Consider the following 20,179-nt stretch of genomic DNA (forward strand, 5'->3'; position numbering starts at 1 on the left):
GGCGCCCGGGGTGAAGTAGGGGGCGAGCTTCGGGCCCGCCACGAACACCATCTCCTCGATGGCGGTGGCCGCCACCACCCGCACATCGATGCCCTTGGTGCGGGCGACGGCCAGCGGCGCGACACCGGCGACGTAGACGTCGATGGTGCCGGACGCCAGCGCCTGGATCATGTTCGGGCCGGATTCGAAGGTGGTGAAGGTGGGGCTGAGCCCAGCCTCCTTGAGCCAGCCCTCGCCGTTGGCCACGAAGATCGGCGCCGCCCCGATCACCGGGATGACGCCGATGCGGACCGGGACCGGCGCAGCATTCTGCGCGGAGGCCGGGCCGGCGACGAGGAGGCCGGCGCAGGTGGCGAAGGTTGCGACGGCAGCGGAAAGGGTGGCGGCACGGCGGGTCAGGCGCATCGGACGGTTCCAGGACGGCGGATCGGAGCGCCGAGCCGCGCCGGCCTCGGAGAGGTCGAGGCGGCGTGGCCCGGCGTGAATGCCCCGCGCAGTCGCATGCACCGGCTTGGAGTGCAAGAATTCACCCCCGTCACGGCTTCCTCCCCGGGATGAACAGCAGGATCGTCTCTTTCTTACCCTCACAGGAGGTCGTCGTTCTCCGGATCCGGGGGAAAGGCCGTCGCTCCGGCGACGAACCGCCGGGGCCGTACGGGGTTGCGCCGTCCCCACCGGCCGGACAGTGTCGACGGGTTGGAACCGGCTTCGCGCGTGGGACGGTATTCTGCACGCCTATCGATCAGGACGTGGGGCGCTAGGATGGCGCCTCGTTCGCCGGCCCTCGGACGCGGGAGTGGAGCATGACGACGGGCATCGCCACCGGTTCGGGCGCGGCACTGCGCCGGGATCTGCCCGATGCCGCGCGCATCGGGATCATGGGCGCGATCCTGCTCTTCGTCCTGATCGGCGCCGACCCGTTCCTCGACGGGACGGCGGCGGAGAACGCGGCCTCGCGCGCCGGCGGCAACGTCGTCAATCAGGTGCTGTTCCTCGGGATGGGCGCGGTCTCCCTGGCGGTGCTGGCCTGGCGCGGGCGGGCGGCCCTGCGCCCGCTGGCCACCCTGCCGATCCTGGCGATGCTCGGCTGGATCTGCGTCTCCACCGCCTTCTCCATCGAGCCCGCCGTCTCGGCGCGCCGGCTGATCTCGCTCTTCATCCTGTTCGGCGGGGTGGTGAGCGTGCTGGTGCTCGCCCGCGACGCGCGCCAGTTCGCTCAAGCGCTCGGCGGCAGCGTGCTCGTCGTGCTCGTCCTCTGCTATCTCGGCCTGGTCCTCGTGCCCGAGCGCGCGATGCACACCGCCCTCGATCTCATCGAGCCCGAACATGCGGGCAGCTGGCGCGGCGTCTACGCCCACAAGAACGGCGCCGGCGCCGCCATGGGCATGTTCATCATCATCGGGCTGTTCTGGGCCGGGATGGGACAGCGCCTCCTCGGCTGGGCGGTGGTGGTCCTGGCGGGCGTGTTCCTCGCCTTCACCAATTCCAAGACCTCGCTGGCCATGACCCCGGCGGTGCTCGGCCTGACCTGGGCCTGCACGCTCTTTCCCTCGCGCCACTGGCACCGGCTCGTGCTCCTCGGCCCCCTGGCCCTGCTCCTCGTCGCCACGGTGGGCTCGGTGCTCTCCCCGACCATCGCGTCGGTGATCGCGAGCCTGGCCACCGACCCGACCTATACCGGCCGCACCGAGATCTGGGCCTTCGCCGTCGACAACATCGTCAAGAAACCCATCACGGGCTTCGGCTACGGCGCCTTCTGGGAGAGCGTGTATTACGGCGGCGGCGCCGACGCGACGACCTGGGTCAACCGCGCCACCGACGCCCATGACGGCTACCTCAACACCGCCCTGGAGAGCGGCCTGCCGGGCCTCGCCTTCACGGTCTGGTGGCTCGTGCTCGCCCCCCTCGCCGACCTCGAGACCCGCCTGCGCGCGCGCGGAAACGGAACGCGGGGCATCGATCCGCTGGCGATGCTGTTCCTGCGGATGTGGCTGTTCACCCTCATGGTCGCGGTGTTCGAATCCGTGTTCTACCAGGCCACCAACGCCCTGTTCTTCCTGCTCGCCGTCGGAGTGCTTGGCCTACGCTTCTCCGCCGGGGCGCGGGTCATCGGGATCGCCCCCCGGTGACGGGTTTTCCCGTGACGGGCCCGCCGGAGACGCGCGCGGCCCCGGGCCCGGCCCATCCGCCGGTCGCGCCCTTGCGGGCGCTCACGGCCCTGCGCTTCGTGGCGGCGGCCTACGTCCTGGTGTTCCACTATGCCGGGTTCTTCTTCCCCGCGGCGACGCCCCCGGCCGTGATCGGGCTCGGCTATTCGGGGGTGACGTTCTTCTTCCTGCTCTCGGGCTTCATCCTGGCCTACAACTATCGGAGCGTGGATCTCGGGGAACCTGCGGCCCGCGCCCGATTCCGACGGGCCCGGGTGGCACGGGTGTTTCCGCTCTACCTCGTCGCCCTCGCCCTCAGCCTGCCCTGGTTCGCCGTCTGGGTGGTGAAATCGGCCCCGCCCCTCCAGGGCCTGATGGCGGCGAGCGCGGTGCTGGCGCCGCTGGGCCTCCACGCCTGGGTGCCGGGGGCGGCCTGCGCCCTCGATTGCCCGAGCTGGTCGGTCTCGGCGGAGCTGTTCTTCTACGCCCTGTTCCCGCTGCTCCTGCCCCTGGCTCTGCGCGCCCCAGGCCGCACCGCGCGCCTCACCCTGGCGGCCTGGGCGGCGCTGACCACCGCCGCCAGTCTCGCCTGGGCGCGCTTCGCCCCCGGACTCTCGCTGATCTCGCCCGAGACGGGCAGCGCCAGCGCCGTGCTCCTCGCCCAGGCGATCAAGTACAATCCCCTGCTGCGACTGCCGGAATTCGTCGCCGGCCTCCTCCTCTACGTGGCCTGGACGCGGTTTCGACTCCCGATTCCGGCCCTCCTCGGCCTTTCCGCCCTGGGCGCCCTCGGGCTGGTGGCGGCCTCGCCCCACCTGCCCGAGGCGCTGCTGCACAACGGCCTCACGGCGCTGGCCTGGGCGCCCCTGATCCTGGCCGGGGCGCAGATCCATCGCGGCCCCCTGGTGGCGCCCGGATTCGTCTTCCTCGGCCGGATCTCCTTCGCGCTCTACCTCGTCCATTCCCCGGCCTACGCCCTCGTGAACAGCCTCGACAGGCTCGCTCTCGGGGGCCGGCTCGCCGCCCTGCCCTGGCTCGGCGGCGGGATCGCCACCGCGCTCGCCCTGGCGCTCAGCGTAGCGGGGCACCTCTGGGTCGAGGAACCGGCGCGCCGACGCCTCCTGCGGCGGGGCTCAGCTCCGGCCCCGCACGCTCTGCCCGCCGCCTGATCCGGCCTCGACGCACCCCTCCGGAGCACGGCGTCGGCGACGTCCGGTCCAGGGCGATCCGGCCCGTTCGCCCGTCAGCGTGCGTTCAGAAAAACGCTGGCACGTTCGGACGGTCCGGCCCGCGCGGGACCGGATTCCGACACCAGCAGAAGGTCATGGTTCCATGTCCGTGAAATCGCTCGTGACGGCGCTGGCCGTCACCTGCGGCGTCAGCCTCGCCTCGGCCGCTCACGCCGCCCCGATCGCGCCCACCCCCGCCGGCACCCTGGCAGGTGCGGCCGTCGAGACCGTCGCCTATGGCTGCGGCCCCGGCTTCATCCCGAACCGGTTCGGCTACTGCCGGCCCATGTACAGGCCCTACGGGTACTTTCGTCCGCGTCCCTTCTACGGGCCGCGCTACGGGTACTACCGCCCGCGCCCGCTCTACGGGCCGTTCTTCTGAGCGGCCTGCGCGGGCGACGGCGACGCCGCCCGCGTCATTTCGCTTCGGCGCGCAGGACGTCACCGCCGCCGACGCGCAGCTCACTGCCTTGGCCCTGCCCGATCGAATTCTCGGATGCGCCAGGGCGGGCCGCCCGTCAGCCGAGATCCTCGTCCTCCTCGGCCGGGGCGTAGACCGCCTCGCCGAGGCGCTTCAGGGGGCCGCCCGGCACGGCGCGCTTCCACAGGCGAGTGTTGAGGGCGGCCACGGGGTCGTGACCCGGCAGGTCGAAGCCGAGCGCCGTCAGGCCCTGCAGGATCTCGCCGGCATGGAGCGGCCGGCCGGCCTCGTGCAGCAGGTTGACCGCCGCCGCGACGAGGGCGCGCCCGTGCCGACGCGCGGCCACGAGGTCCTCGCCCGCCCGCGCCTGATCCGGCGGCCGGTCGGGGGCGATCCCGGCGCCGGACAGGGGATCCGGAGTCGCCGGCCGGTGAGCCACCGGTTCGGTCGCGCGGGTCGGCGCACCGAGCCGGCGGCCGAGTTCGAGGTAGAGCTGGTGCTCGGCGATGACGCGGTCGAGTTCGTCGCGGCGGCGGCGCAGGTCGCGCAGGGCCGCCTCGGCCTCGGCCTCTGAGAGGAACATGGACGCCTCACGGACAATGCGTTCGCGCCATCGGGAAGCGGAACATTCCGTATTATTCCTTAAGTCCGATTGGCTGACAACTCTTATTCCTTGTTCTGTAAGGGAATATACCGTCAGGCTACGGCCTGCGCGGCCTTGCGCGGCGGCTTGGTCCCGCGGGGCGGGATCAGCAGGGCGCTCGGGTCGGCGGGCTGCAACAGCATGCCGGAGTCGTCGAGGCGGATCGGCAGTTTCGGAAACACCTCCTGCAGATGGGCGAGATCCGCCTTGAAGGCCTGCCGGAAGCTGCGGAGGCTGGCGTTGTCGGCACCGAACTGCTTGTGCAGGTTGTCCCAGGTCAGCCGCAGGGGCCGCTGGAGGGCGCGCAGGCGGTAGCCGACCCAGAACAGCAGGTCGAGCTTGCGCGCCGAGCCCGAGAAGGCCCTGGCCGCCCGGATGTCCACCGGAAGGGCATGCTGGATCAGGTTGTCGTAGAAATCCTGATGGAACTGGACGCTCTTCTGCCAGACCACCCCGTCGGCCCCCTGGGGCAGCCAGAGGTCGAGCTGGCGGAAGGGCGGCACGTTGAGGGTGCTGGCGCTGCCCGCCCCGTCCCAAAGGCCGATCTGCAGGGTGCAGGCGGCGAGCCGCGCCAATTGCTCCTTGAACTGCCGGATGGTGCCGCGCTCGCCACCGGTGACGGCGAAGCCCATCTCCTTCATGAAGCCCGACAGGCTGTCGGCCACCGCGATGGTGGGGCTGCGCTGGCGCACGGCCTCGGTGCAGAGATGCAGCAGCACCAGGCGGGCCTTGGGGCCGTAGGGCAGGCCCTGGAACTCCATCTCGCCGGTGGCGGGGTTCTTCAGGCGCCCGGCCAGCAGGCTGAGCGAGTTGCGCCCATACTCCCGAAAGAACTCGCGAGCATCGCCGGGGTCGCGGTAGGGCAGGCCGCAGAGCGCCAGCACCGAGTGGATGTGCTGCAGGTTTTCGGGGCCCGTGGGCTCGGTCTCGATGACCTCGCGGATGGTGTCGCGGCGGCGCTGGTCGCGGCCCATGGCCTGGCGCCGGCCGGCCACGGCCCCTCGGGCGGCGACCTCCGCGTCCCGGGCCCGCTGCCGGTGCAGGATGGTCTCCGTGATGGTGGCGAACAGGAAGCTGCCGCGCGCCGCCTCGACCTCGGCGAGAAGGTCGGCGTCGCGGATGCCCGCCAATATGTCCTCGATCCCCAACAGACCCCGCCCCATGCTCCACGATCCCGGCGGTGACCCGCGTGCCGCCCGCGCGGGACGCGGGGTTCGGGAGTCCCGACCCGGCCGTGAGCAGACCATGCCCGATTCCCCACGGTGGAGTCTCGGCGGCCGGCGCCGGTCCCCTGAATCATCCCGGCTATCCACTGGCCGGAACGGGGAAAATCCCGGCCGGTCCACGCGCCGCGTCCGGCCTAGGGATGCGCACGCAGAGTTCGATACGGGGTCGGATTCGGCTCAATCCCCAGAGTTCACCGGCCGGACCCGCGATTTACGCCGAACCCAATACGCATCCACGCAGAATCCCATGCGCCGGCCGGGTTTACCCACGCAGAATCCCATACGCATCCACGCAGAGTTCGATACGCATCCACGCAGAGTTCGATACGCGAACCACCCTCAAGTCTTTAGCGCAGCGGGGTTTTCGACGCCCCCATATAACTCTCAGAAATGACTCTCTGAGAATCTCTTACTGATACCTTTCCTAAGGGTCCGGGAGCTGTTCGGAAGAACGAACACCCCCCCGGCCAAGGCTTTTTCAAGGGAATTTTCCAAAGGAAGCCACCGTCTCTCCCGCATCCATCCCCAGCCTCACGGGTTGGCCCGCGATCCGCTAAGGAGGACCCAGTGAGGCGTGATGCGGAGGAACAGGGTGAGGATCGAGGATCTGCTGGCGCTGATGGCGCAGCTGCGCGACCCGGAGACCGGCTGTGCCTGGGACGTGGCCCAGGATTTTGCCAGCATCGCGCCCTACACGGTGGAGGAGGCCTACGAGGTGGCCGACGCCATCGCGCGGGGTGACGCGGAGGACCTGCGCGACGAGCTCGGCGACCTGCTGCTCCAGGTGGTCTTCCACGCTCGCATCGCCGAGGAGGCTGGGCTCTTCGCCTTCCCGGACGTAGTCCGGGCGGTCATGGAGAAGATGGTCCGGCGCCATCCGCACGTCTTCGCGCCGGACGGCGCTCTCCTGCCCGCGGGATCGCCCCGGCGCGATCCGGAGGCCGTGGCCGCTCAATGGGCGGCGATCAAGGCCGAGGAGCGTCGGGCGAAGCCGCCGCGGGAGCCGGGACCGCTGGCGGGCATCCCCCTGCCCCTGCCCGCCCTGACGCGGGCGGAGAAGCTCTCGGCCCGGGCGGCCACCTACGGCTTCGACTGGACCGACCCCGCACAGGTGGTGCTGAAGGTCCGCGAGGAGATCGACGAGGTCGCCGACGCCATGACCCACGGCACCCGGGCGGCGGTGGCGGAGGAACTCGGCGACCTGCTGTTCTCGGTGGCCAACCTTGCCCGCCATCTCGGCATCGACCCGGAATATTCCTTAAAAAAAGGGAATATGAAGTTCGAGCGTCGCTTCAATGCCATGGCGGCGGTCCTGGAGGCGCGAGGGACCGGCCTCGCCGACAGCGACCTCGACGCGATGGAAGCCGCTTGGGTGGCGGTCAAGGTTTCCGAGAAGGGCTGATCGCCGGAGGTCCGGCCGGGCGATGGCGGAACGGCCAGTCGATGACGCCGCCGGCATAGAGCGCCCACCAGACGAAGACCGGTTGAAACGCCAGCCGGGGCCCGTGATACCACCAGCTGTCGGGGAGGCCCGGTACGACGATCCCCTCGAGCGCGTGCTTGAGGTTGGCCGGGAAGACGCAGACCGCGTAGAGGGCCAGCCCGATCCCGGCCCAGCGCCGGGTCGGCCCGAAGGCGAGGCCGACGACCCCGGCGAGCTCGCACAGGCCAGTGGCGATCACGGTGAGGCGGGGTTCCGGTACCCAGGCCGGCATGATCGGCAGGAAAGCGTCGGGGGCGGCCAGATGCACGATTCCGATGAAGCCGTAGGCCGCCATCAGGGGCAGGCGCCACCAGAAGCGCGGCGCCCTCATGGAGCGAAGGTCTCGCGGAGATCGGCCACGAGGGCCGTCACTGCGGGGTGCGCCGGGCTGGCGAATGCGGTCTTGCCGATCGCCGTCACGGGGGCGAGGCCCCGCAGGGAATTGGTCACGAACGCTGCTTCGGCGCGTAGGAGCGCGTCGAGGTCGAAACTCCGTTCGGCGACGGCGAGGCCCAGCCGTCGTGCGCGATCCAGGATCTCGGCGCGCAGGATGCCGGGCAGCACGCCGTCCGAGAGGGGCGGGGTGACAAGGGTGGCGTCGATCACCGCGAACAGGTTGCCCGTGCCCGCGCAGGCGACGGCCCCCCGTGTGTTGCGGAACAGGGCCTCGTCGAAGCCGGCGGCCCGCGCGGCGCCGGCGGCCAGCACTGCGTCGAGGTAGCCCAGCGTCTTCAGGCTCGCGGCCGGCGAGGTCTCGTTGCGGCGGATCTCCGTGGGGTCGAGGGTCAAGGGCGCGAAGGCGAGGGCCGGTCCCACCGGGGCGGCGCTCGCCCACAGAACCGGCCGCGGCTCGGTCGGGGGGTTGAGGCCGCGCGGGCCGGAGCCCCGCGTGATGGTGGTGCGGATCGCCGCCAGGGGGTGGGCCCGGCCCGCCGCTTCGGCCAGCGCCCGCATGGCGTCCGCGATGCGCTCCGGCGCCACGGCAAAGCCCAGCGTCGCGGTGGCGGCGGAGAGGCGCGTCACGTGCGCGGCCTCGAACAGGACGCGGCCGTGGCGGGCGAGCGCCGTGTCGAACACCCCGTCCCCGAGGGTCAGGCCCCGGTCGGCGAGGTCGAAGGGCACCGGCCCCACGGTGAGGCCGCCGTCAAACCACAGCATCGGTCTTGGCCGGCAGAGCATGGTCGGCGCGCCAGTCGCGGGCGAGGCGCAGGAAGTTGGCGAAGAGGGCGTGGCCGTTCTCGGTGAGCACCGATTCCGGGTGGAACTGCACGCCCCAGGTCGGGTGGGTCCGGTGCGAGAGCGCCATCACCTCCCCTTCCGCCGAGACCGCGTCGACGCTGAGACGGTCGGCCATGCCGGGCTCCGGCGCGACGATGAGCGAGTGGTAGCGCCCGACCTGCATCGGATCGGGCAGGCCGGTAAAGAGCCCGGCGCCGTCGTGATGGATCGGGGTCGCTTGCCCGTGCAGGGGGCGCCCCGCGCGGGCGACCCGGCCGCCGAAGGCCGCGCCGATGGCCTGGTGGCCGAGGCAGACGCCGAGCAGCGGCACCGCGCCGGAGAGCTCGCGGATGGCGGGCAGCGAGATGCCGGCCTCCGCCGGGGTGCAGGGGCCCGGCGAGATCACGATCGCCTCGGGGGCGAGAGCGCGGATGCCGGCGACGTCGAGGGCGTCGTTGCGCGCCACCCGCACGGTCTCGCCCAGCTCCTCGAAGTAGCGCACCACGTTGAAGACGAAGCTGTCGTAGTTGTCGATGACGAGGATCACGGCGCCCTCCCCGCCCCGGCGTCGGGTTCGCAGGTGGGATCGCGGGCATCGGGCTCGAAGGCCTGGAACACCCGGGCGGCCTTGGTCAGGGTCTCCTCGTATTCGGGGCCCGGCTCGGACAGCAGGGTGATGCCGCCACCAGCCTGGAGCACCGCCCGGTTCCGGTCCATGAACACGGTGCGGATGGCGATCGACGTGTCGAGATCACCGGTGAAACCCAGCGCTCCGATGGCGCCGCAATAGAGTTCGCGCGCGTCGCCCTCGATCTCGGTGATGATGTCCATGGCGCGCAGCTTCGGCGCGCCGGTGATCGACCCGCCCGGGAAGGTGGCGGCGATCAGGTCGAGGGCATCCATGTCCGCCTTCAGGGTTCCGGTGACCACCGACACGAGATGGTGGACGGAGGCGTAGGATTCGAGGCCGCACAGCACCGGCACCTGGACGCTGTGGGGCTCGCAGATGCGCGAGAGGTCGTTGCGCAGGAGGTCGACGATCATGATGTTCTCGGCCCGCTCCTTGGCGTTGGCCTGCAGCGCCTCGCCCAGGCGCGCGTCGGCCGCCGCGTCGGCCACGCGCCGCACCGTGCCCTTGATCGGCCGGGTCTCGATCGCCCGCCCGCTGAGCTTGAGGAAGCGCTCGGGGCTGCTCGAAGCAATGCTGAGGCCCTCGAAGGCGAGGTAGGCGCCGAAGGTCGCCGGGTTGGTGGCGCGCAGGCGCCGGTAGAGCCCGAACGGGTCGAAACCCTCCGGCAGGTCGGCCTCGAAGCGCTGGGCGATGTTGGCCTGATAGATGTCGCCGGCCCGGATGTAGTCGCGCACCCGCTCCACCGCAGCCTCGTAGCCGGCGCGCGTGAAGTTGGAGCGCCAGACGAGCGGCCCCTGCGCCACCGGCTCGGGGCTCTGCCGAGCCCCGGCCAGAAGAGCGGCGAACTGCGCCAGCCGGGCCCGGGCCCTGGCCTCGCGCGCCGCTGGCGCAGTCTCGGGAAAGCCCGTGGCGATGAGGCGGCAGCGCCCGGTGCCGTGGTCGATGCTCAGCACCGTGTCGTAGAGGTTGAAGGCGATGTCGTCGCACAGGTCCGCCCGCCGGGCCGGGGGCGCCACCCGCTCCAGCGTCGCGCCGAGATCGTAGGCGAGGTAGCCGATGGCGCCGCCCGCGAAGTCCGGCAGCTCCGGGTCGCGCGCCGTGCGGTAGGGAGCGAGACAGGCGCGCAGCGCCTCCAGGCCGGAGCCGGGCACGGTTCGTCCGTCGAGGGTGGCAACGCCATCGCGAAACCGGAAGCACCCGAACGGGTCCGCCGCCAGGGTCGAGGTCCGCCCCAGCGTGTCGTGGTGCATGGCGCTGTCGAGGAAGGCGAGCCCCGGCAGGGCGGCCAGGGCCTCGGCCGCCGCGATGGGTTCGACGAACGGGATGTCAGCAGTCCACATGACGACTCGAAGGTTTAGGGCGGAGACGGACCGGCAATCCCGGGGGGGGGGGCGAAGCAGTGGGAGTCGAAGCATCCGTCGTGGCCTGCGGTATCATGCACAGGTGGCATGCGCGACGGCGTGGCAAAAGCGCGATCCGCGCATGGCTCGACCCCGCCCGGCTCGCCTAGGCAGGCGAATCCCGTTATAGGGCTGTCAACCTCTTTGTCCCGCCCTCCCCCGATTCCACGGCCGTCCGGTTTCCGGTCCGGCCCGGCGAGCATCCATGACCGCATCCCCCCTGCCGCCGGCTCCTGCCGGCGCGGCACCCAAGAGCGCCGCGACCAGCGCCCCGAAGATCTCATTCGTCTCCCTCGGCTGCCCCAAGGCGCTGGTGGATTCCGAGCGCATCCTCACGCACCTGCGCGCCGAGGGCTACGAGCTCGCCCGGCGGCATGACGGCGCGGACGTCGTCATCGTCAACACCTGCGGCTTCCTCGATTCGGCCAAGGCCGAGTCGCTCTCGGCCATCGGCGAGGCCATGGCGGAGAACGGCCGGGTCATCGTGACCGGCTGCATGGGCGCCCAGCCCGAGGAAATTCGCGAAAAGTATCCGAACCTGCTCGCGGTCACCGGGCCCCAGGCCTACGAATCGGTGGTGGCGGCGGTGCACGAGGCGGTGCCCCCGGCCCACGACCCGTTCCTCGACCTCGTGCCGCCGCAGGGGGTGAAGCTCACCCCGCGCCACTACGCCTACCTGAAGATTTCCGAGGGCTGCAACAACCGCTGCACCTTCTGCATCATCCCCTCCTTGCGCGGCGACCTCGTCAGCCGACCGGCGGGCGACGTGCTGCGCGAGGCCGAGAAGCTGGTCAAGGCCGGCGTCAAGGAGCTGCTGGTGGTCTCGCAGGACACGAGCGCCTACGGCGTCGACATCCGCTACGCGTCGAGCCCCTGGCGCGACCGGGAGGTGCGGGCGAAGTTCTACGACCTGTCCGCCGAGCTCGGCGAGCTCGGCGCCTGGGTGCGGATGCACTACGTCTACCCCTACCCGCACGTGGACGACGTCATTCCGCTGATGGCGGAGGGCAAGATCCTGCCTTACCTCGACATGCCGCTCCAGCACGCGAGCCCCTCCGTACTCAAGCGCATGCGCCGGCCGGGCAACCAGGAAAAGCAGCTGGAGCGCATCAGGCGCTGGCGCGAGATCTGCCCGGATCTCGCCATCCGCTCGACCTTCATCGTAGGCTTTCCCGGCGAGACCGAGGCCGAGTTCGAGGAGTTGCTCGCCTGGATCCGGGAGGCCAAGCTCGAGCGCGTCGGCTGCTTCGAGTTTGAGCCCGTGCGCGGCGCGGTGGCCAACGAGCTCGGCGATCTCATCCCGCCGGAGGTGAAGGCCGAGCGCAAGCGCCGCTTCATGGAAGCGCAGCAGGGCGTCTCCCTCCGCCTGCAGAAGGCCCGCATCGGCAAGCGCCTGCCCGTGATCATCGACGCGGCCGACGGCACCGTCGCCAAGGGCCGCTCGAAATACGACGCCCCCGAGATCGACGGCAACGTCCACGTCACGGCGCGCCGCCCCCTGCGCGTGGGCGACATCGTCACGGTGAAGATCGAGCGCGCGGACGCGTACGATCTCTATGGGAGCGCGGTGTAGACCGCGAAGGTCGGCCGCCGCCTCGCGACGGCCACCCAGCCAGACTCCACGCATCGCTCGGCACTGACAGTTGTGCGCGTCCCCCTCTCCCCGCACGCGGGGAGAGGATCACAGGCACTTTGTCTTGCCTGTGATGCGCGGAGCGACGGTGAGGGGCGCGCATCCGAAAGTGTCTCCTCCGGGCACCGCCCCCTCACCCCCGGCTGCCGCCTTGCCGCGCCGACGACGGGGTCGTCGCGGCCCTCTCCCCAGCCAAGCGGGGCGAGGGGATGCGCTTCCCACCAGTCCGTCAGGTTCCGAAGGCCCCGCTCGTGATCCGACCGACCCCAGCCGCCTGCATGTCGGCCCAGGCCCGCGCCACCGAGCCGTCCAGGTCGATGCCCCGCACGGCGTCCTCCACCACCAGCGCCTCGAAATCGGCCGCCCGCGCGTCGAGGGCGCTCCAGGCGACGCAGTAATCGGTGGCGAGGCCGCACAGGACCACCCGGGTGAAGCCGCGCTCGCGCAGGTAGCCGGCTAGCCCCGTGGGCGTGATTCTGTCGGCCTCCATGAAGGCCGAGTAGCTATCGACGTGCCGGTGGTGACCTTTGCGGATCACCAGTTCGGCGCGGTCCGCCGCGAGAGCGGGGCTGAGTGCGGCCCCCGCGCTGCCCTGCACGCAGTGCTCCGGCCACAGCACCTGCGGCCCGTAGGCCAGTGGCACGGTCTCGAAGGAGACCCTGCCAGGATGGCTCGTCACGAAGGAGACGTGGTCCGGCGGGTGCCAATCCTGCGTCAGCACCGCGTGTGGGAACAGCGCGAGGAGACGGTTTATCGGCGCGATCACGGCGTCGCCGTCGGACACCGCGAGCGCCCCGCCGGGCAGGAAGTCCCCCTGCACGTCGATGACGAGGAGGACGTCCCGCCCGCTCGGAATCACGGGATCATCACCGTGGCGCCCGTGGTCTTGCGAGCGGCCAGATCCCGGTGGACCTGCTGCGCGTCGGCGAGCTTGGCCGTGCTGTGGACCGGGATCTTCACCGCGCCGCTCGCCACCACCGAGAACAGATTCTTGGCCATGGCGTCGAGAGTCTCGCGCTTGCTCGCATGGGCGAAGAGCGAGGGGCGGGTGGCATAGAGCGAACCCTTCTGGCCCAGCAGCGCCAAGCTGAAATCGTCCACCGGGCCGGAGGCCGAGCCGAAGCTGACGAACATGCCGAGCGGGCTGATGCAGTCGAGGGAGGCCGGGAAGGTGTCCTTGCCGACGCCGTCATAGACAACCGGCACGCCCTTGCCCCCCGTGATCTCCCGGACGCGAGCCGAAAAGTCCTCGTCGCGATACAGGATGACGTGGTCGCAGCCGTTGGCGCGGGCGAGTTCCGCCTTCTCGGCCGAGCCGACGGTGCCGATCACCGTGGCGCCGAGATGCTTGGCCCATTGGCAGGCGATGAGGCCGACACCGCCGGCGGCGGCGTGGAACAGGATGGTATCGCCCGGCTTCACCGCGTAGGTCCGGTGCAGCAGGTACTCGGCGGTGAGGCCCTTCAGCATCATCGCGGCGGCGGTCTTGTCGTCGACGTCGTCGGCGAGGTGCACGGCGGCGCTCGCCTCGATCACGACCTCCTCCGCGTAGGTGCTCGCGGCCGAGCCGTAGGCCACCCGCTCGCCGACCCGGAAGTCGGTGACGCCTTCGCCGAGAGCCACGATCACGCCGGCCCCCTCCTTGCCGGGGGTGAAGGGCAGCTGCGGCGCCTTGTAGGCGCCCGAGCGGAAGTAGATGTCGATGAAGTTGACGCCGATGGCGGTCTGCCGGACGTGGATCTGCCCGGGGCCGGGCGCGGGCAGCGTCACGTCCTCGTAGCGCATCACCTCGGGGCCGCCGTACTCGTGAACCTGGATCGCCTTCGGCATCGTGTCGTTCCTCGATTGGGGTCTGGGACGGGACCGGCGGGGACCACCGGCCGCAATGAGGTGCGACATAGACGGTCCCGGTGCGCCGGCAATGGTGCAGGGTCTCATCCCGCCCCCCGGCCACCATGTGCGCCACCGCACCGAACCGGACTGTCACGCCCCTGCTCCAATCTGATTGCGTCGATCGCGATCGCGTGATTAACGCAGGTCATCCGGCGCCCATTCCCGAATCCTGCGGACGGGCGCTGTGACGACGCGACCCGGAAGGCGGATCGGCTCGATGAACGAGATCGTGTGGATACGCCCCGCCGGATACGACCTCGCCGTCCAGCCGGGTACGATCCTGCGTCCGGATGCTGGGCTCCCCGAATTCCGGGTCATGGCCCGCCGACCCGTGGTGATGATGTTTCATGCCGGGCCGACCTGGGACATCCGGCCCTTCACCGAACTCACCCTGCGGCTCGTCGAGCCGGAGGAGGGTGGAGATCAGACGATCCCGGTGAGGTAGTAGACCCCGATCACCAGGAACACCGCCACGGTCTTCAGGAGCGTGATCGCGAAGACGTCGGCATAGGCCTGCCGGTGGGTCAGGCCCGTCACCGACAGCAGGGTGATGACGGCGCCGTTGTGCGGCAGGGTGTCCATGCCGCCGCTCGCCATGGCGGCGACCCGGTGCAGGACTTCCATGGGGATATTCGCGGCCTGCGCCGCCGCGATGAAGGTCGAGGACATGGCCGCCAGCGCGATGCTCATGCCGCCGGAGGCCGAGCCGGTGATCCCGGCGAGCGCCGTCACCGTCACGGCCTCGTTGACCAGGGGATTCGGGATCGCCGAGAGGGCGTCACGAATGACGAGGAAGCCGGGAAGTGCGGCGATGACCGCGCCGAAGCCATATTCCGAGGCGGTGTTCATGGCGGCCAGCAGCGAGCCCGCCACCGCTGCGCGACTGCCCTCGGCGAAACCTTGGCTGACCGGACGCCAGGCGAAGACCAGCACGGTGAGGATGCCGGCCAGCAGCGCCAGCTCCACCGCCCAGATCGCGGTCACGGACGAGACCGTGGTGACGATGGGCTTGTCGAGACCGGCGAGCGCCGTCTCGGCCTTCGCGCCGTAGAGGCGCGGGATCGCGGCCGTGAAGGCGAGGTTCGACAGGCCCACCACGATCAGCGGCAGGAGGGCGATGGCCGGGTGGGCGCGGGCGGACTCGTCCATCACCTGCGGCTCGTTGCTGTGGCCCGTGCCGTAGCCCTCGCCCTTGGCCTTGGCCGAGGCGATGCGCCGGTCGAGGTAGGCGACGCCGACCACGAGGATGAAGGCCGCGCCGATCAGTCCGAGCCAGGGGGCGGCCCAGGTGTTGGTGCCGAAGAAGGTGGTGGGGATGATGTTCTGGATCTGCGGCGTGCCGGGCAGCGCGTCCATCGTGTAGGAGAAGGCGCCGAGCGCGATGGTGCCGGGGATCAGGCGCTTGGGGATGTCGCTGAGGCGGAAGGCCTCGGCCGCGAAGGGATAGACCGCGAACACCACCACGAAGAGCGAGACGCCGCCGTAGGTGAGCAGGTTGCACACCAGCACGATGGAGAGCACGGCCCGCCGGGCGCCCACGAGCTCGATCACCGCCGTGACGATGGAGCGGGAGAAGCCCGACATCTCGATGACCTTGCCGAACACCGCGCCGAGCAGGAACACCGGGAAGTACAGCTTCACGAAGCCGACCATCTTCTCCATGAACAGGCCGGAGAAGACCGGCAGCACCGCGGCGGGATCGGTGAGCAGCACGGCCAGCAGGGCGGCCACCGGCGCGAACAGGATGACGGAAAAGCCCCGGTAGGCGACGAGCATCAGGAAGCCGAGCGCCAGCAGCGCGATGAACAGACTCATGAGAACGGACACCCTCCGGGCCGCCGATGTCCACGGCCTGGGGCAGGATGGTACAAGCCGGGTCCCTGCGGCACCATCGCGACCTTGACCGGCGCGGTGACACGCCTCTGTAAGCGTTAGGGTCTTCGGGCAAGAGGGTCTGCGGACAACCCGGGCATTCGCATGTCCAGGTTTTTGCAGACCGATCCGCCGCCCGATGCCGTTCAGGAGACCGCGAGCCCGTGGCGACACTTCCTCCGAAAACCGAATCCTTCGCGGTCGCCGTGGTCGGTGCCGGCGCGGCGGGCCTCAGCCTCGCCCTGGCGCTGGCCCGTGAAGGCGTGCCCACCGCCCTTGTCGGACGGCACGCCCCCGTGGCGGACGGGCGTACGGTGGCGCTCCTCGACGGCTCGGTGCGCTTCCTCGACGCCCTCGGGGTCTGGGCCGCGATCGCGCCCCATGCGAGCCCGCTGGCCGAACTCCACATCGTCGACGACACCGGCAGCCTGTTCCGCCCGCCCCCGGCCCGCTTCGTCGCCACCGAGATCGGCCTCGACGCCTTCGGCTGGAACGTCGAGAGCGCCCGCTTGGTCGAGAGCCTGCGCGCCGCGGCCCGGGCCGCCGCCAACCTGACGCTGTTCGAAGAGGACGCTGCGGGGTTCGCTGCCGGCGCCGACGCGGCCACGATCACGCTGGCCGGCGGCGGCGCCCTGTCGGCCCGCCTCGTCGCCGGGGCGGATGGCGCCCGCTCGCGGCTGCGCGAGGCTTCCGGCATTCGGCCGCGCAGCTGGGCCTATCCACAGAGCGCCATCACGACGATCCTCGCCCATACGCGGCCGCACCGCGACGTCTCCACCGAGTTCCACACCCGGCAGGGACCGTTCACCCTGGTGCCGTTACCCGGTGGACACCGGTCCAGCCTCGTCTGGGTGATGGGCGAGGGCCCGGCCAAGCGTCTCGCCGCCCTCGACGACGACGCCCTCGCCCGGGCGGTCGAGCACCAGGCACAGGCGATGCTCGGATCGATGCGCATCGACGGGCCACGCGGCCTCGTGCCGATGCGGGGCCTATCCGTGCCGAGCCCGGTCGCGGCCCGTCTCGCCCTGATCGGTGAGGCCGCCCACGTCTTCCCCCCCATCGGCGCACAGGGCCTGAACCTGGGCCTGCGCGACGCGGCCGCCTTGCGCGACGCGGTGATGCGGGCGGTGGAGGACGGGCGCGATCCCGGTTCGCACGCCGCGCTCGCAGGCTTCGCGCGGGGACGGCGCCTCGATGCCCGCCTGCGCACCACGGCGGTGGACGCCCTGAACCGCTCGCTGCTCACCGGCCTCCTGCCGGTGGATGCCCTGCGCGGCCTCGGTCTCCTCGCCATGACGACGATCGGCCCCTTGCGCCGGGTCGTCATGCGCGAAGGTGTGCTCCCCCGCCTCGGGGCGCCAAGTCTGATGCGCTGACGCGCCGGTCAGCGCCCGGCGACGCTTCGGACCTCGGGCCGGGCCAGCGTCTCCGGCGCGGCCGGCACCTCACGGAGGGTGTGGCGGCTCACCGAGCCGGTGGCGACGTCATCCGGCCGCGTGTCGCTCCCCTGGAAGGCTGTGCCGTCGCGGCCGAGGGCGACGCCGTGGGCGTACAGCGCCTTCATGTAGCCCTGGTCGAAGGGCGCCGCGGAGGTCTTCCCGAAGCGGTCGTCGATCTGGGCCACCTCCAGGTCGAGGCCTGTGCGCTGGGCGAAGCTCCGGCTCAAGGCCAGGGCTGCGCGCGTCTGCGCCTTGATCGCCGCCGACATCGAGCGGCCGAGCACGCTCAGGGTCGTGCGCGTGGCCATCTGGAATTCGGGCGTCAGGCTGTTGTTGACGACGAGGTAGACCTGGCGCGTCGGCAGGGGCGCCGGATCCCTGGCCTGCAGCACCGATTCCGGGGCGAGGTAGTACGGTGCGGTCGTGCCGCCGTCGTCGTGCATCTCCTGAAAGTGCTTGGCGTCCGCCACCGTGTCGATCATCACCGGCGGGAACACGCCCGGCACGGCCGACGAGGCCAGGATGACCGACCGGAACAGCGCCAGTGCCTTCGGTCCGCCGGCCTGCGCGATGGCGCCCATGTCCCACAGGACCGGGCGCTCGCCGTCCACCGCCGTGGTCGCCACGAGCAGGCGCCGGCCCTTGGCGTGCTCGGCCGCCACCGCACGGAGCAGGTCCGGGGTCACCGCCCGCTCGATCCGGCGCTTGAGCGGCCAAGTGTCGGTGAGGGCCTCGTTCGTGCCGCCGAACTCGAACACATCGGCGGCGGAAATCTCGGTATAGTTCTGTCGCAACGCCGCGTCGCCGGGGGCGCCGATGAAGGCGAAGGGCGCGATCATCGCGCCGGTGCTGACGCCGGTGACGATGCCGAACTCCGGCCGGTTGCCCGCCTCGCTCCAGCCGTTGAGGAGCCCGGCCGCGAAAGCGCCGTTCTCGCCGCCGCCGGAGAGTACGAGCCAGGGCTGCGCGGCTGCGGAAGCCCCCTCGACGAGGGCCCGGAAGGCCGGGGCGTCGTCGCCCGCGATCCGCACCGTTGCGGGAAGTCCGTCGGGCCGGGCGGCGGCCGATTCGGCGGCGGTGAAGGCGGCGCGCTCGGTCCGGCGCGCTTCTCCGGGCTTGCCCCGCTCTGCGGCGAACGTCGCTTGCGGAAGGCTCAAGGCCATCACGGCCGCGCAGAGCAGAACCGGATGCCGGAGCGCGTTCCGCCTGATCGATGATCCGGACATGGGGTCCGTCCTTCGTGTCTGGTTGAGGTGCCCCCCTCGGACCTGAAAACGTGAGGGGACGACTCACGTTCCGATGAGACGCCTGTTCCGGTTTCTGCGCAAACGGTTTGGGTGCGCCCGCACACCTTTACGAGGTGGCAGGCCTTGAACTAACCGCTGAGGCGGAACCCCGACAGACGAGAAGAACAGGAGCCTGAGACGCCCATGAAACTGCCACGCCGCTTCTTCCAGCCCCTCGCCGCGGGTGCCCCGGCGCCGTTCCGCGAACTTCCCGTCAAGCTGGAGCGGATGATCCACTTCGTGCCGCCCCACAACGAGAAGGTGCGCGCCCGCGTGCCGGAGCTCGCCGCCACCGTGGACGTGGTGCTCGGCAACCTTGAGGACGCGGTGCCGATCGACCAGAAGGAGGCCGCCCGAAAGGGATTCGTGGCCATGGCCCGGGCCACCGACTTCGCCGCCTCCGGCACCGGCCTCTGGACCCGCATCAACGCCCTGAACTCGCCCTGGATTCTCGACGACCTGTTCGAGATCGTCGCCGAAGTGGGAGACAAGCTCGACGTCGTGATGGTGCCCAAGGTCGAGGGGCCGTGGGACATCCATTACATCGACCAGCTGCTGGCCCAGCTCGAGGCCCGGCACGGGGTGACCAAGCCGATCCTCGTCCACGCCATCCTGGAGACCGCCGAGGGCGTGGCCAACGTCGATGCCATCGCCTCGGCCTCGCCGCGCATGCACGGCATGAGCCTCGGCCCCGCCGATCTGGCGGCCTCCCGCGGCATGAAGACCACCCGCGTCGGCGGCGGCCACCCGGATTACCGGGTCATCGCCGACCCGACGAGCGACGGCGCCGCCCGCGCCTCGGCCCAGCAGGACCTCTGGCACTACACGATCGCCCGGATGGTCGATGCCTGCATGGCGAACGGGCTCAAGGCCTTCTACGGCCCGTTCGGCGATTTCTCCGACGGCGAGGCCTGCGAGGCCCAGTTCCGCAACGCCTTCCTGATGGGCTGCGCCGGGGCCTGGACCCTGCACCCGAATCAGGTCGCCATCGCCAAGCGGGTCTTCGCGCCCGATCCGGCCGAGGTCGCCTTCGCGGTGCGGATCGTCGAAGCGATGCCGGACGGCACCGGCGCGGTGATGCTCGACGGCAAGATGCAGGACGACGCCACCTGGAAGCAGGCCAAGGTCATCGTCGATCTCGCCAAGCTCGTCGCCGAGAAGGATCCGGAACTGGCCAAGACCTACGGTCTGGCCTGAGCGTTCCGCGCATGCCTCCCGTCATCGGCGGCGCGCCGCCGATGACAACCGGGTCGCGGCGTCTTATTTTGCAGGTCATGACCCGATCGATCGCACCCGATTCCCTGATGAGAACCGCCAAGTTCGGCCTCGGCGCCGTGGTGCGCCACCGCATCTATCCCTTCCGCGGCATCGTGTTCGACATCGATCCGGTTTTCGACAACACCGAGGAATGGTGGCTGGCGATCCCCGAGGAAGTCCGGCCGCGCAAGGACCAGCCCTTCTACCATCTGCTCGCCGAGAACGCGGAGAGCGAGTACGTGGCCTACGTGTCCGAGCAGAACCTCATGCCCGATACCTCCGGCGAGGCCCTGCGTCACACCGGCATCGCCGAGGTGTTCGAGCGAGGCGCCGACGGCAGTTACCGCATGCGCGGGGCGGCTCACGCCAACTGACCAAGCCTCCCCAACGAAGAAAGGCCA

20 protein-coding genes are annotated in these 20,179 nt (G+C 70.8%); 9 read left to right on the plus strand and 11 right to left on the minus strand.

What is annotated here, in order from left to right:
* The coding region (locus MFF30_RS09610; RefSeq protein ID WP_238279107.1) for an ABC transporter substrate-binding protein at positions 1 to 405 on the minus strand (405 nt) is incomplete at its 3' end.
* A 398-nt stretch (positions 406 to 803) separates the two neighbouring features.
* Between MFF30_RS09610 and MFF30_RS09615 the strand changes: the two genes are divergently transcribed.
* The 3 genes from MFF30_RS09615 to MFF30_RS09625 all read left to right on the plus strand — a co-directional run bounded on the left by MFF30_RS09615 (position 804) and on the right by MFF30_RS09625 (position 3,758).
* Positions 804 to 2,129, plus strand: a complete 1,326-nt coding sequence (locus MFF30_RS09615) for an O-antigen ligase family protein (protein ID WP_238279109.1) — start codon at positions 804 to 806, stop codon at positions 2,127 to 2,129.
* Positions 2,126 to 3,316 (plus strand): acyltransferase family protein, encoded by a 1,191-nt coding sequence (locus tag MFF30_RS09620; RefSeq protein WP_238279111.1) that lies wholly within the window; start codon positions 2,126 to 2,128, stop codon positions 3,314 to 3,316. Before MFF30_RS09615 ends, MFF30_RS09620 begins: the two co-directional genes overlap by 4 nt.
* Before the next feature lie 163 nt (positions 3,317 to 3,479).
* Positions 3,480 to 3,758 carry a GCG_CRPN prefix-to-repeats domain-containing protein gene (locus MFF30_RS09625; RefSeq protein ID WP_238279113.1) on the plus strand — a complete coding sequence of 93 codons (279 nt, stop codon included), beginning with the start codon at positions 3,480 to 3,482 and terminating at the stop codon, positions 3,756 to 3,758.
* 136 nt (positions 3,759 to 3,894) lie between these two features.
* Here the strand turns inward: MFF30_RS09625 and MFF30_RS09630 are convergent, their stop codons facing one another.
* Together MFF30_RS09630 and MFF30_RS09635 are read right to left on the minus strand one after the other, a co-directional pair.
* A complete protein-coding gene (locus MFF30_RS09630) occupies positions 3,895 to 4,380 on the minus strand; it encodes a winged helix-turn-helix domain-containing protein (RefSeq protein WP_238279116.1) in 486 nt (161 codons plus the stop codon).
* Between the two features lie 113 nt (positions 4,381 to 4,493).
* The gene (locus MFF30_RS09635; RefSeq protein ID WP_238279119.1) at positions 4,494 to 5,603 is read right to left on the minus strand and encodes a replication protein RepA; all 1,110 of its coding nucleotides are present in this window, start codon (positions 5,601 to 5,603) and stop codon (positions 4,494 to 4,496) included.
* 682 nt (positions 5,604 to 6,285) lie between these two features.
* On the opposite strand from MFF30_RS09635, the gene mazG reads away from it, so the two are divergent.
* Positions 6,286 to 7,068: a nucleoside triphosphate pyrophosphohydrolase gene (gene mazG / locus MFF30_RS09640; protein ID WP_373320875.1), complete on the plus strand. Its 783-nt coding sequence runs from the start codon at positions 6,286 to 6,288 to the stop codon at positions 7,066 to 7,068.
* Here the strand turns inward: mazG and MFF30_RS09645 are convergent.
* The 4 genes from MFF30_RS09645 to pabB are packed head-to-tail and all read right to left on the minus strand — an operon-like array spanning position 7,046 to position 10,338.
* Complete coding sequence (locus tag MFF30_RS09645) at positions 7,046 to 7,480, minus strand: DoxX family protein (protein WP_238279122.1); 435 nt, start codon at positions 7,478 to 7,480, stop codon at positions 7,046 to 7,048. The two genes, mazG and MFF30_RS09645, sit on opposite strands and share 23 nt — an antisense overlap.
* A complete protein-coding gene (locus MFF30_RS09650; RefSeq protein ID WP_238279124.1) occupies positions 7,477 to 8,307 on the minus strand; it encodes an aminotransferase class IV in 831 nt (276 codons plus the stop codon). The genes MFF30_RS09645 and MFF30_RS09650 overlap by 4 nt, the downstream gene beginning before the upstream one ends.
* Positions 8,294 to 8,914, minus strand: coding sequence for an anthranilate synthase component II (locus MFF30_RS09655; protein ID WP_238279125.1), 621 nt, complete (start codon positions 8,912 to 8,914; stop codon positions 8,294 to 8,296). The genes MFF30_RS09650 and MFF30_RS09655 overlap by 14 nt, the downstream gene beginning before the upstream one ends.
* Entirely contained in the window at positions 8,911 to 10,338 is a 1,428-nt protein-coding gene (gene pabB, locus MFF30_RS09660; RefSeq protein ID WP_238279127.1) for an aminodeoxychorismate synthase component I, read from the minus strand. Before pabB ends, MFF30_RS09655 begins: the two co-directional genes overlap by 4 nt.
* A gap of 265 nt (positions 10,339 to 10,603) precedes the next feature.
* On the opposite strand from pabB, the gene rimO reads away from it, so the two are divergent.
* The gene (gene rimO, locus MFF30_RS09665) at positions 10,604 to 11,971 is read left to right on the plus strand and encodes a 30S ribosomal protein S12 methylthiotransferase RimO (RefSeq protein WP_238279128.1); all 1,368 of its coding nucleotides are present in this window, start codon (positions 10,604 to 10,606) and stop codon (positions 11,969 to 11,971) included.
* A 289-nt stretch (positions 11,972 to 12,260) separates the two neighbouring features.
* On the opposite strand, the gene pncA is transcribed toward rimO, so the two are convergent.
* Positions 12,261 to 12,890, minus strand: a complete 630-nt coding sequence (pncA, locus tag MFF30_RS09670) for a bifunctional nicotinamidase/pyrazinamidase (RefSeq protein WP_238279129.1) — start codon at positions 12,888 to 12,890, stop codon at positions 12,261 to 12,263.
* Positions 12,887 to 13,861, minus strand: a complete 975-nt coding sequence (locus MFF30_RS09675; protein ID WP_238279130.1) for a quinone oxidoreductase family protein — start codon at positions 13,859 to 13,861, stop codon at positions 12,887 to 12,889. The genes pncA and MFF30_RS09675 overlap by 4 nt, the downstream gene beginning before the upstream one ends.
* A gap of 280 nt (positions 13,862 to 14,141) precedes the next feature.
* Here MFF30_RS09675 and MFF30_RS09680 point away from each other — a divergent pair, with 280 nt between their 5' ends.
* Positions 14,142 to 14,369, plus strand: coding sequence for a hypothetical protein (locus MFF30_RS09680; RefSeq protein WP_238279131.1), 228 nt, complete (start codon positions 14,142 to 14,144; stop codon positions 14,367 to 14,369).
* Here the strand turns inward: MFF30_RS09680 and MFF30_RS09685 are convergent.
* Positions 14,348 to 15,739, minus strand: a complete 1,392-nt coding sequence (locus MFF30_RS09685; RefSeq protein WP_238279132.1) for a GntP family permease — start codon at positions 15,737 to 15,739, stop codon at positions 14,348 to 14,350. The two genes, MFF30_RS09680 and MFF30_RS09685, sit on opposite strands and share 22 nt — an antisense overlap.
* Before the next feature lie 221 nt (positions 15,740 to 15,960).
* On the opposite strand from MFF30_RS09685, the gene MFF30_RS09690 reads away from it, so the two are divergent.
* Positions 15,961 to 17,172, plus strand: a complete 1,212-nt coding sequence (locus tag MFF30_RS09690; RefSeq protein WP_238279134.1) for an FAD-dependent monooxygenase — start codon at positions 15,961 to 15,963, stop codon at positions 17,170 to 17,172.
* An 8-nt stretch (positions 17,173 to 17,180) separates the two neighbouring features.
* Here the strand turns inward: MFF30_RS09690 and MFF30_RS09695 are convergent, their stop codons facing one another.
* On the minus strand, positions 17,181 to 18,461 hold the full coding sequence (locus MFF30_RS09695) for a patatin-like phospholipase family protein (protein ID WP_238279135.1): 1,281 nt from the start codon (positions 18,459 to 18,461) through the stop codon (positions 17,181 to 17,183).
* A gap of 204 nt (positions 18,462 to 18,665) precedes the next feature.
* Here MFF30_RS09695 and MFF30_RS09700 point away from each other — a divergent pair, with 204 nt between their 5' ends.
* Together MFF30_RS09700 and hspQ are read left to right on the plus strand one after the other, a co-directional pair.
* Entirely contained in the window at positions 18,666 to 19,718 is a 1,053-nt protein-coding gene (locus MFF30_RS09700; protein ID WP_238279137.1) for an HpcH/HpaI aldolase/citrate lyase family protein, read from the plus strand.
* A gap of 107 nt (positions 19,719 to 19,825) precedes the next feature.
* Positions 19,826 to 20,152, plus strand: coding sequence for a heat shock protein HspQ (gene hspQ, locus MFF30_RS09705; RefSeq protein WP_306424569.1), 327 nt, complete (start codon positions 19,826 to 19,828; stop codon positions 20,150 to 20,152).
* Positions 20,153 to 20,179 lie beyond the last annotated feature (27 nt).

The sequence above is a fragment of the Methylobacterium goesingense genome (genome assembly GCF_022179225.1).
GTDB classification, from domain to species: Bacteria; Pseudomonadota; Alphaproteobacteria; order Rhizobiales; family Beijerinckiaceae; genus Methylobacterium; species Methylobacterium goesingense.

What these genes read in the sequence shown, in the direction of transcription:
- MFF30_RS09615 (WP_238279109.1), top strand. Translation starts at nt 804, where the DNA reads ATGACGACGGGCATCGCCACCGGTTCGGGCGCGGCACTGCGCCGGGAT.
- MFF30_RS09625 (WP_238279113.1), top strand. Translation starts at nt 3,480, where the DNA reads ATGTCCGTGAAATCGCTCGTGACGGCGCTGGCCGTCACCTGCGGCGTC.
- MFF30_RS09630 (WP_238279116.1), bottom strand. Translation starts at nt 4,380, where the DNA reads ATGTTCCTCTCAGAGGCCGAGGCCGAGGCGGCCCTGCGCGACCTGCGC.
- MFF30_RS09635 (WP_238279119.1), bottom strand. Translation starts at nt 5,603, where the DNA reads ATGGGGCGGGGTCTGTTGGGGATCGAGGACATATTGGCGGGCATCCGC.
- mazG (WP_373320875.1), top strand. Translation starts at nt 6,286, where the DNA reads ATGGCGCAGCTGCGCGACCCGGAGACCGGCTGTGCCTGGGACGTGGCC.
- MFF30_RS09645 (WP_238279122.1), bottom strand. Translation starts at nt 7,480, where the DNA reads ATGAGGGCGCCGCGCTTCTGGTGGCGCCTGCCCCTGATGGCGGCCTAC.
- MFF30_RS09650 (WP_238279124.1), bottom strand. Translation starts at nt 8,307, where the DNA reads ATGCTGTGGTTTGACGGCGGCCTCACCGTGGGGCCGGTGCCCTTCGAC.
- pabB (WP_238279127.1), bottom strand. Translation starts at nt 10,338, where the DNA reads ATGTGGACTGCTGACATCCCGTTCGTCGAACCCATCGCGGCGGCCGAG.
- rimO (WP_238279128.1), top strand. Translation starts at nt 10,604, where the DNA reads ATGACCGCATCCCCCCTGCCGCCGGCTCCTGCCGGCGCGGCACCCAAG.
- MFF30_RS09675 (WP_238279130.1), bottom strand. Translation starts at nt 13,861, where the DNA reads ATGCCGAAGGCGATCCAGGTTCACGAGTACGGCGGCCCCGAGGTGATG.
- MFF30_RS09680 (WP_238279131.1), top strand. Translation starts at nt 14,142, where the DNA reads ATGAACGAGATCGTGTGGATACGCCCCGCCGGATACGACCTCGCCGTC.
- MFF30_RS09685 (WP_238279132.1), bottom strand. Translation starts at nt 15,739, where the DNA reads ATGAGTCTGTTCATCGCGCTGCTGGCGCTCGGCTTCCTGATGCTCGTC.
- MFF30_RS09695 (WP_238279135.1), bottom strand. Translation starts at nt 18,461, where the DNA reads ATGTCCGGATCATCGATCAGGCGGAACGCGCTCCGGCATCCGGTTCTG.
- MFF30_RS09700 (WP_238279137.1), top strand. Translation starts at nt 18,666, where the DNA reads ATGAAACTGCCACGCCGCTTCTTCCAGCCCCTCGCCGCGGGTGCCCCG.
- hspQ (WP_306424569.1), top strand. Translation starts at nt 19,826, where the DNA reads ATGAGAACCGCCAAGTTCGGCCTCGGCGCCGTGGTGCGCCACCGCATC.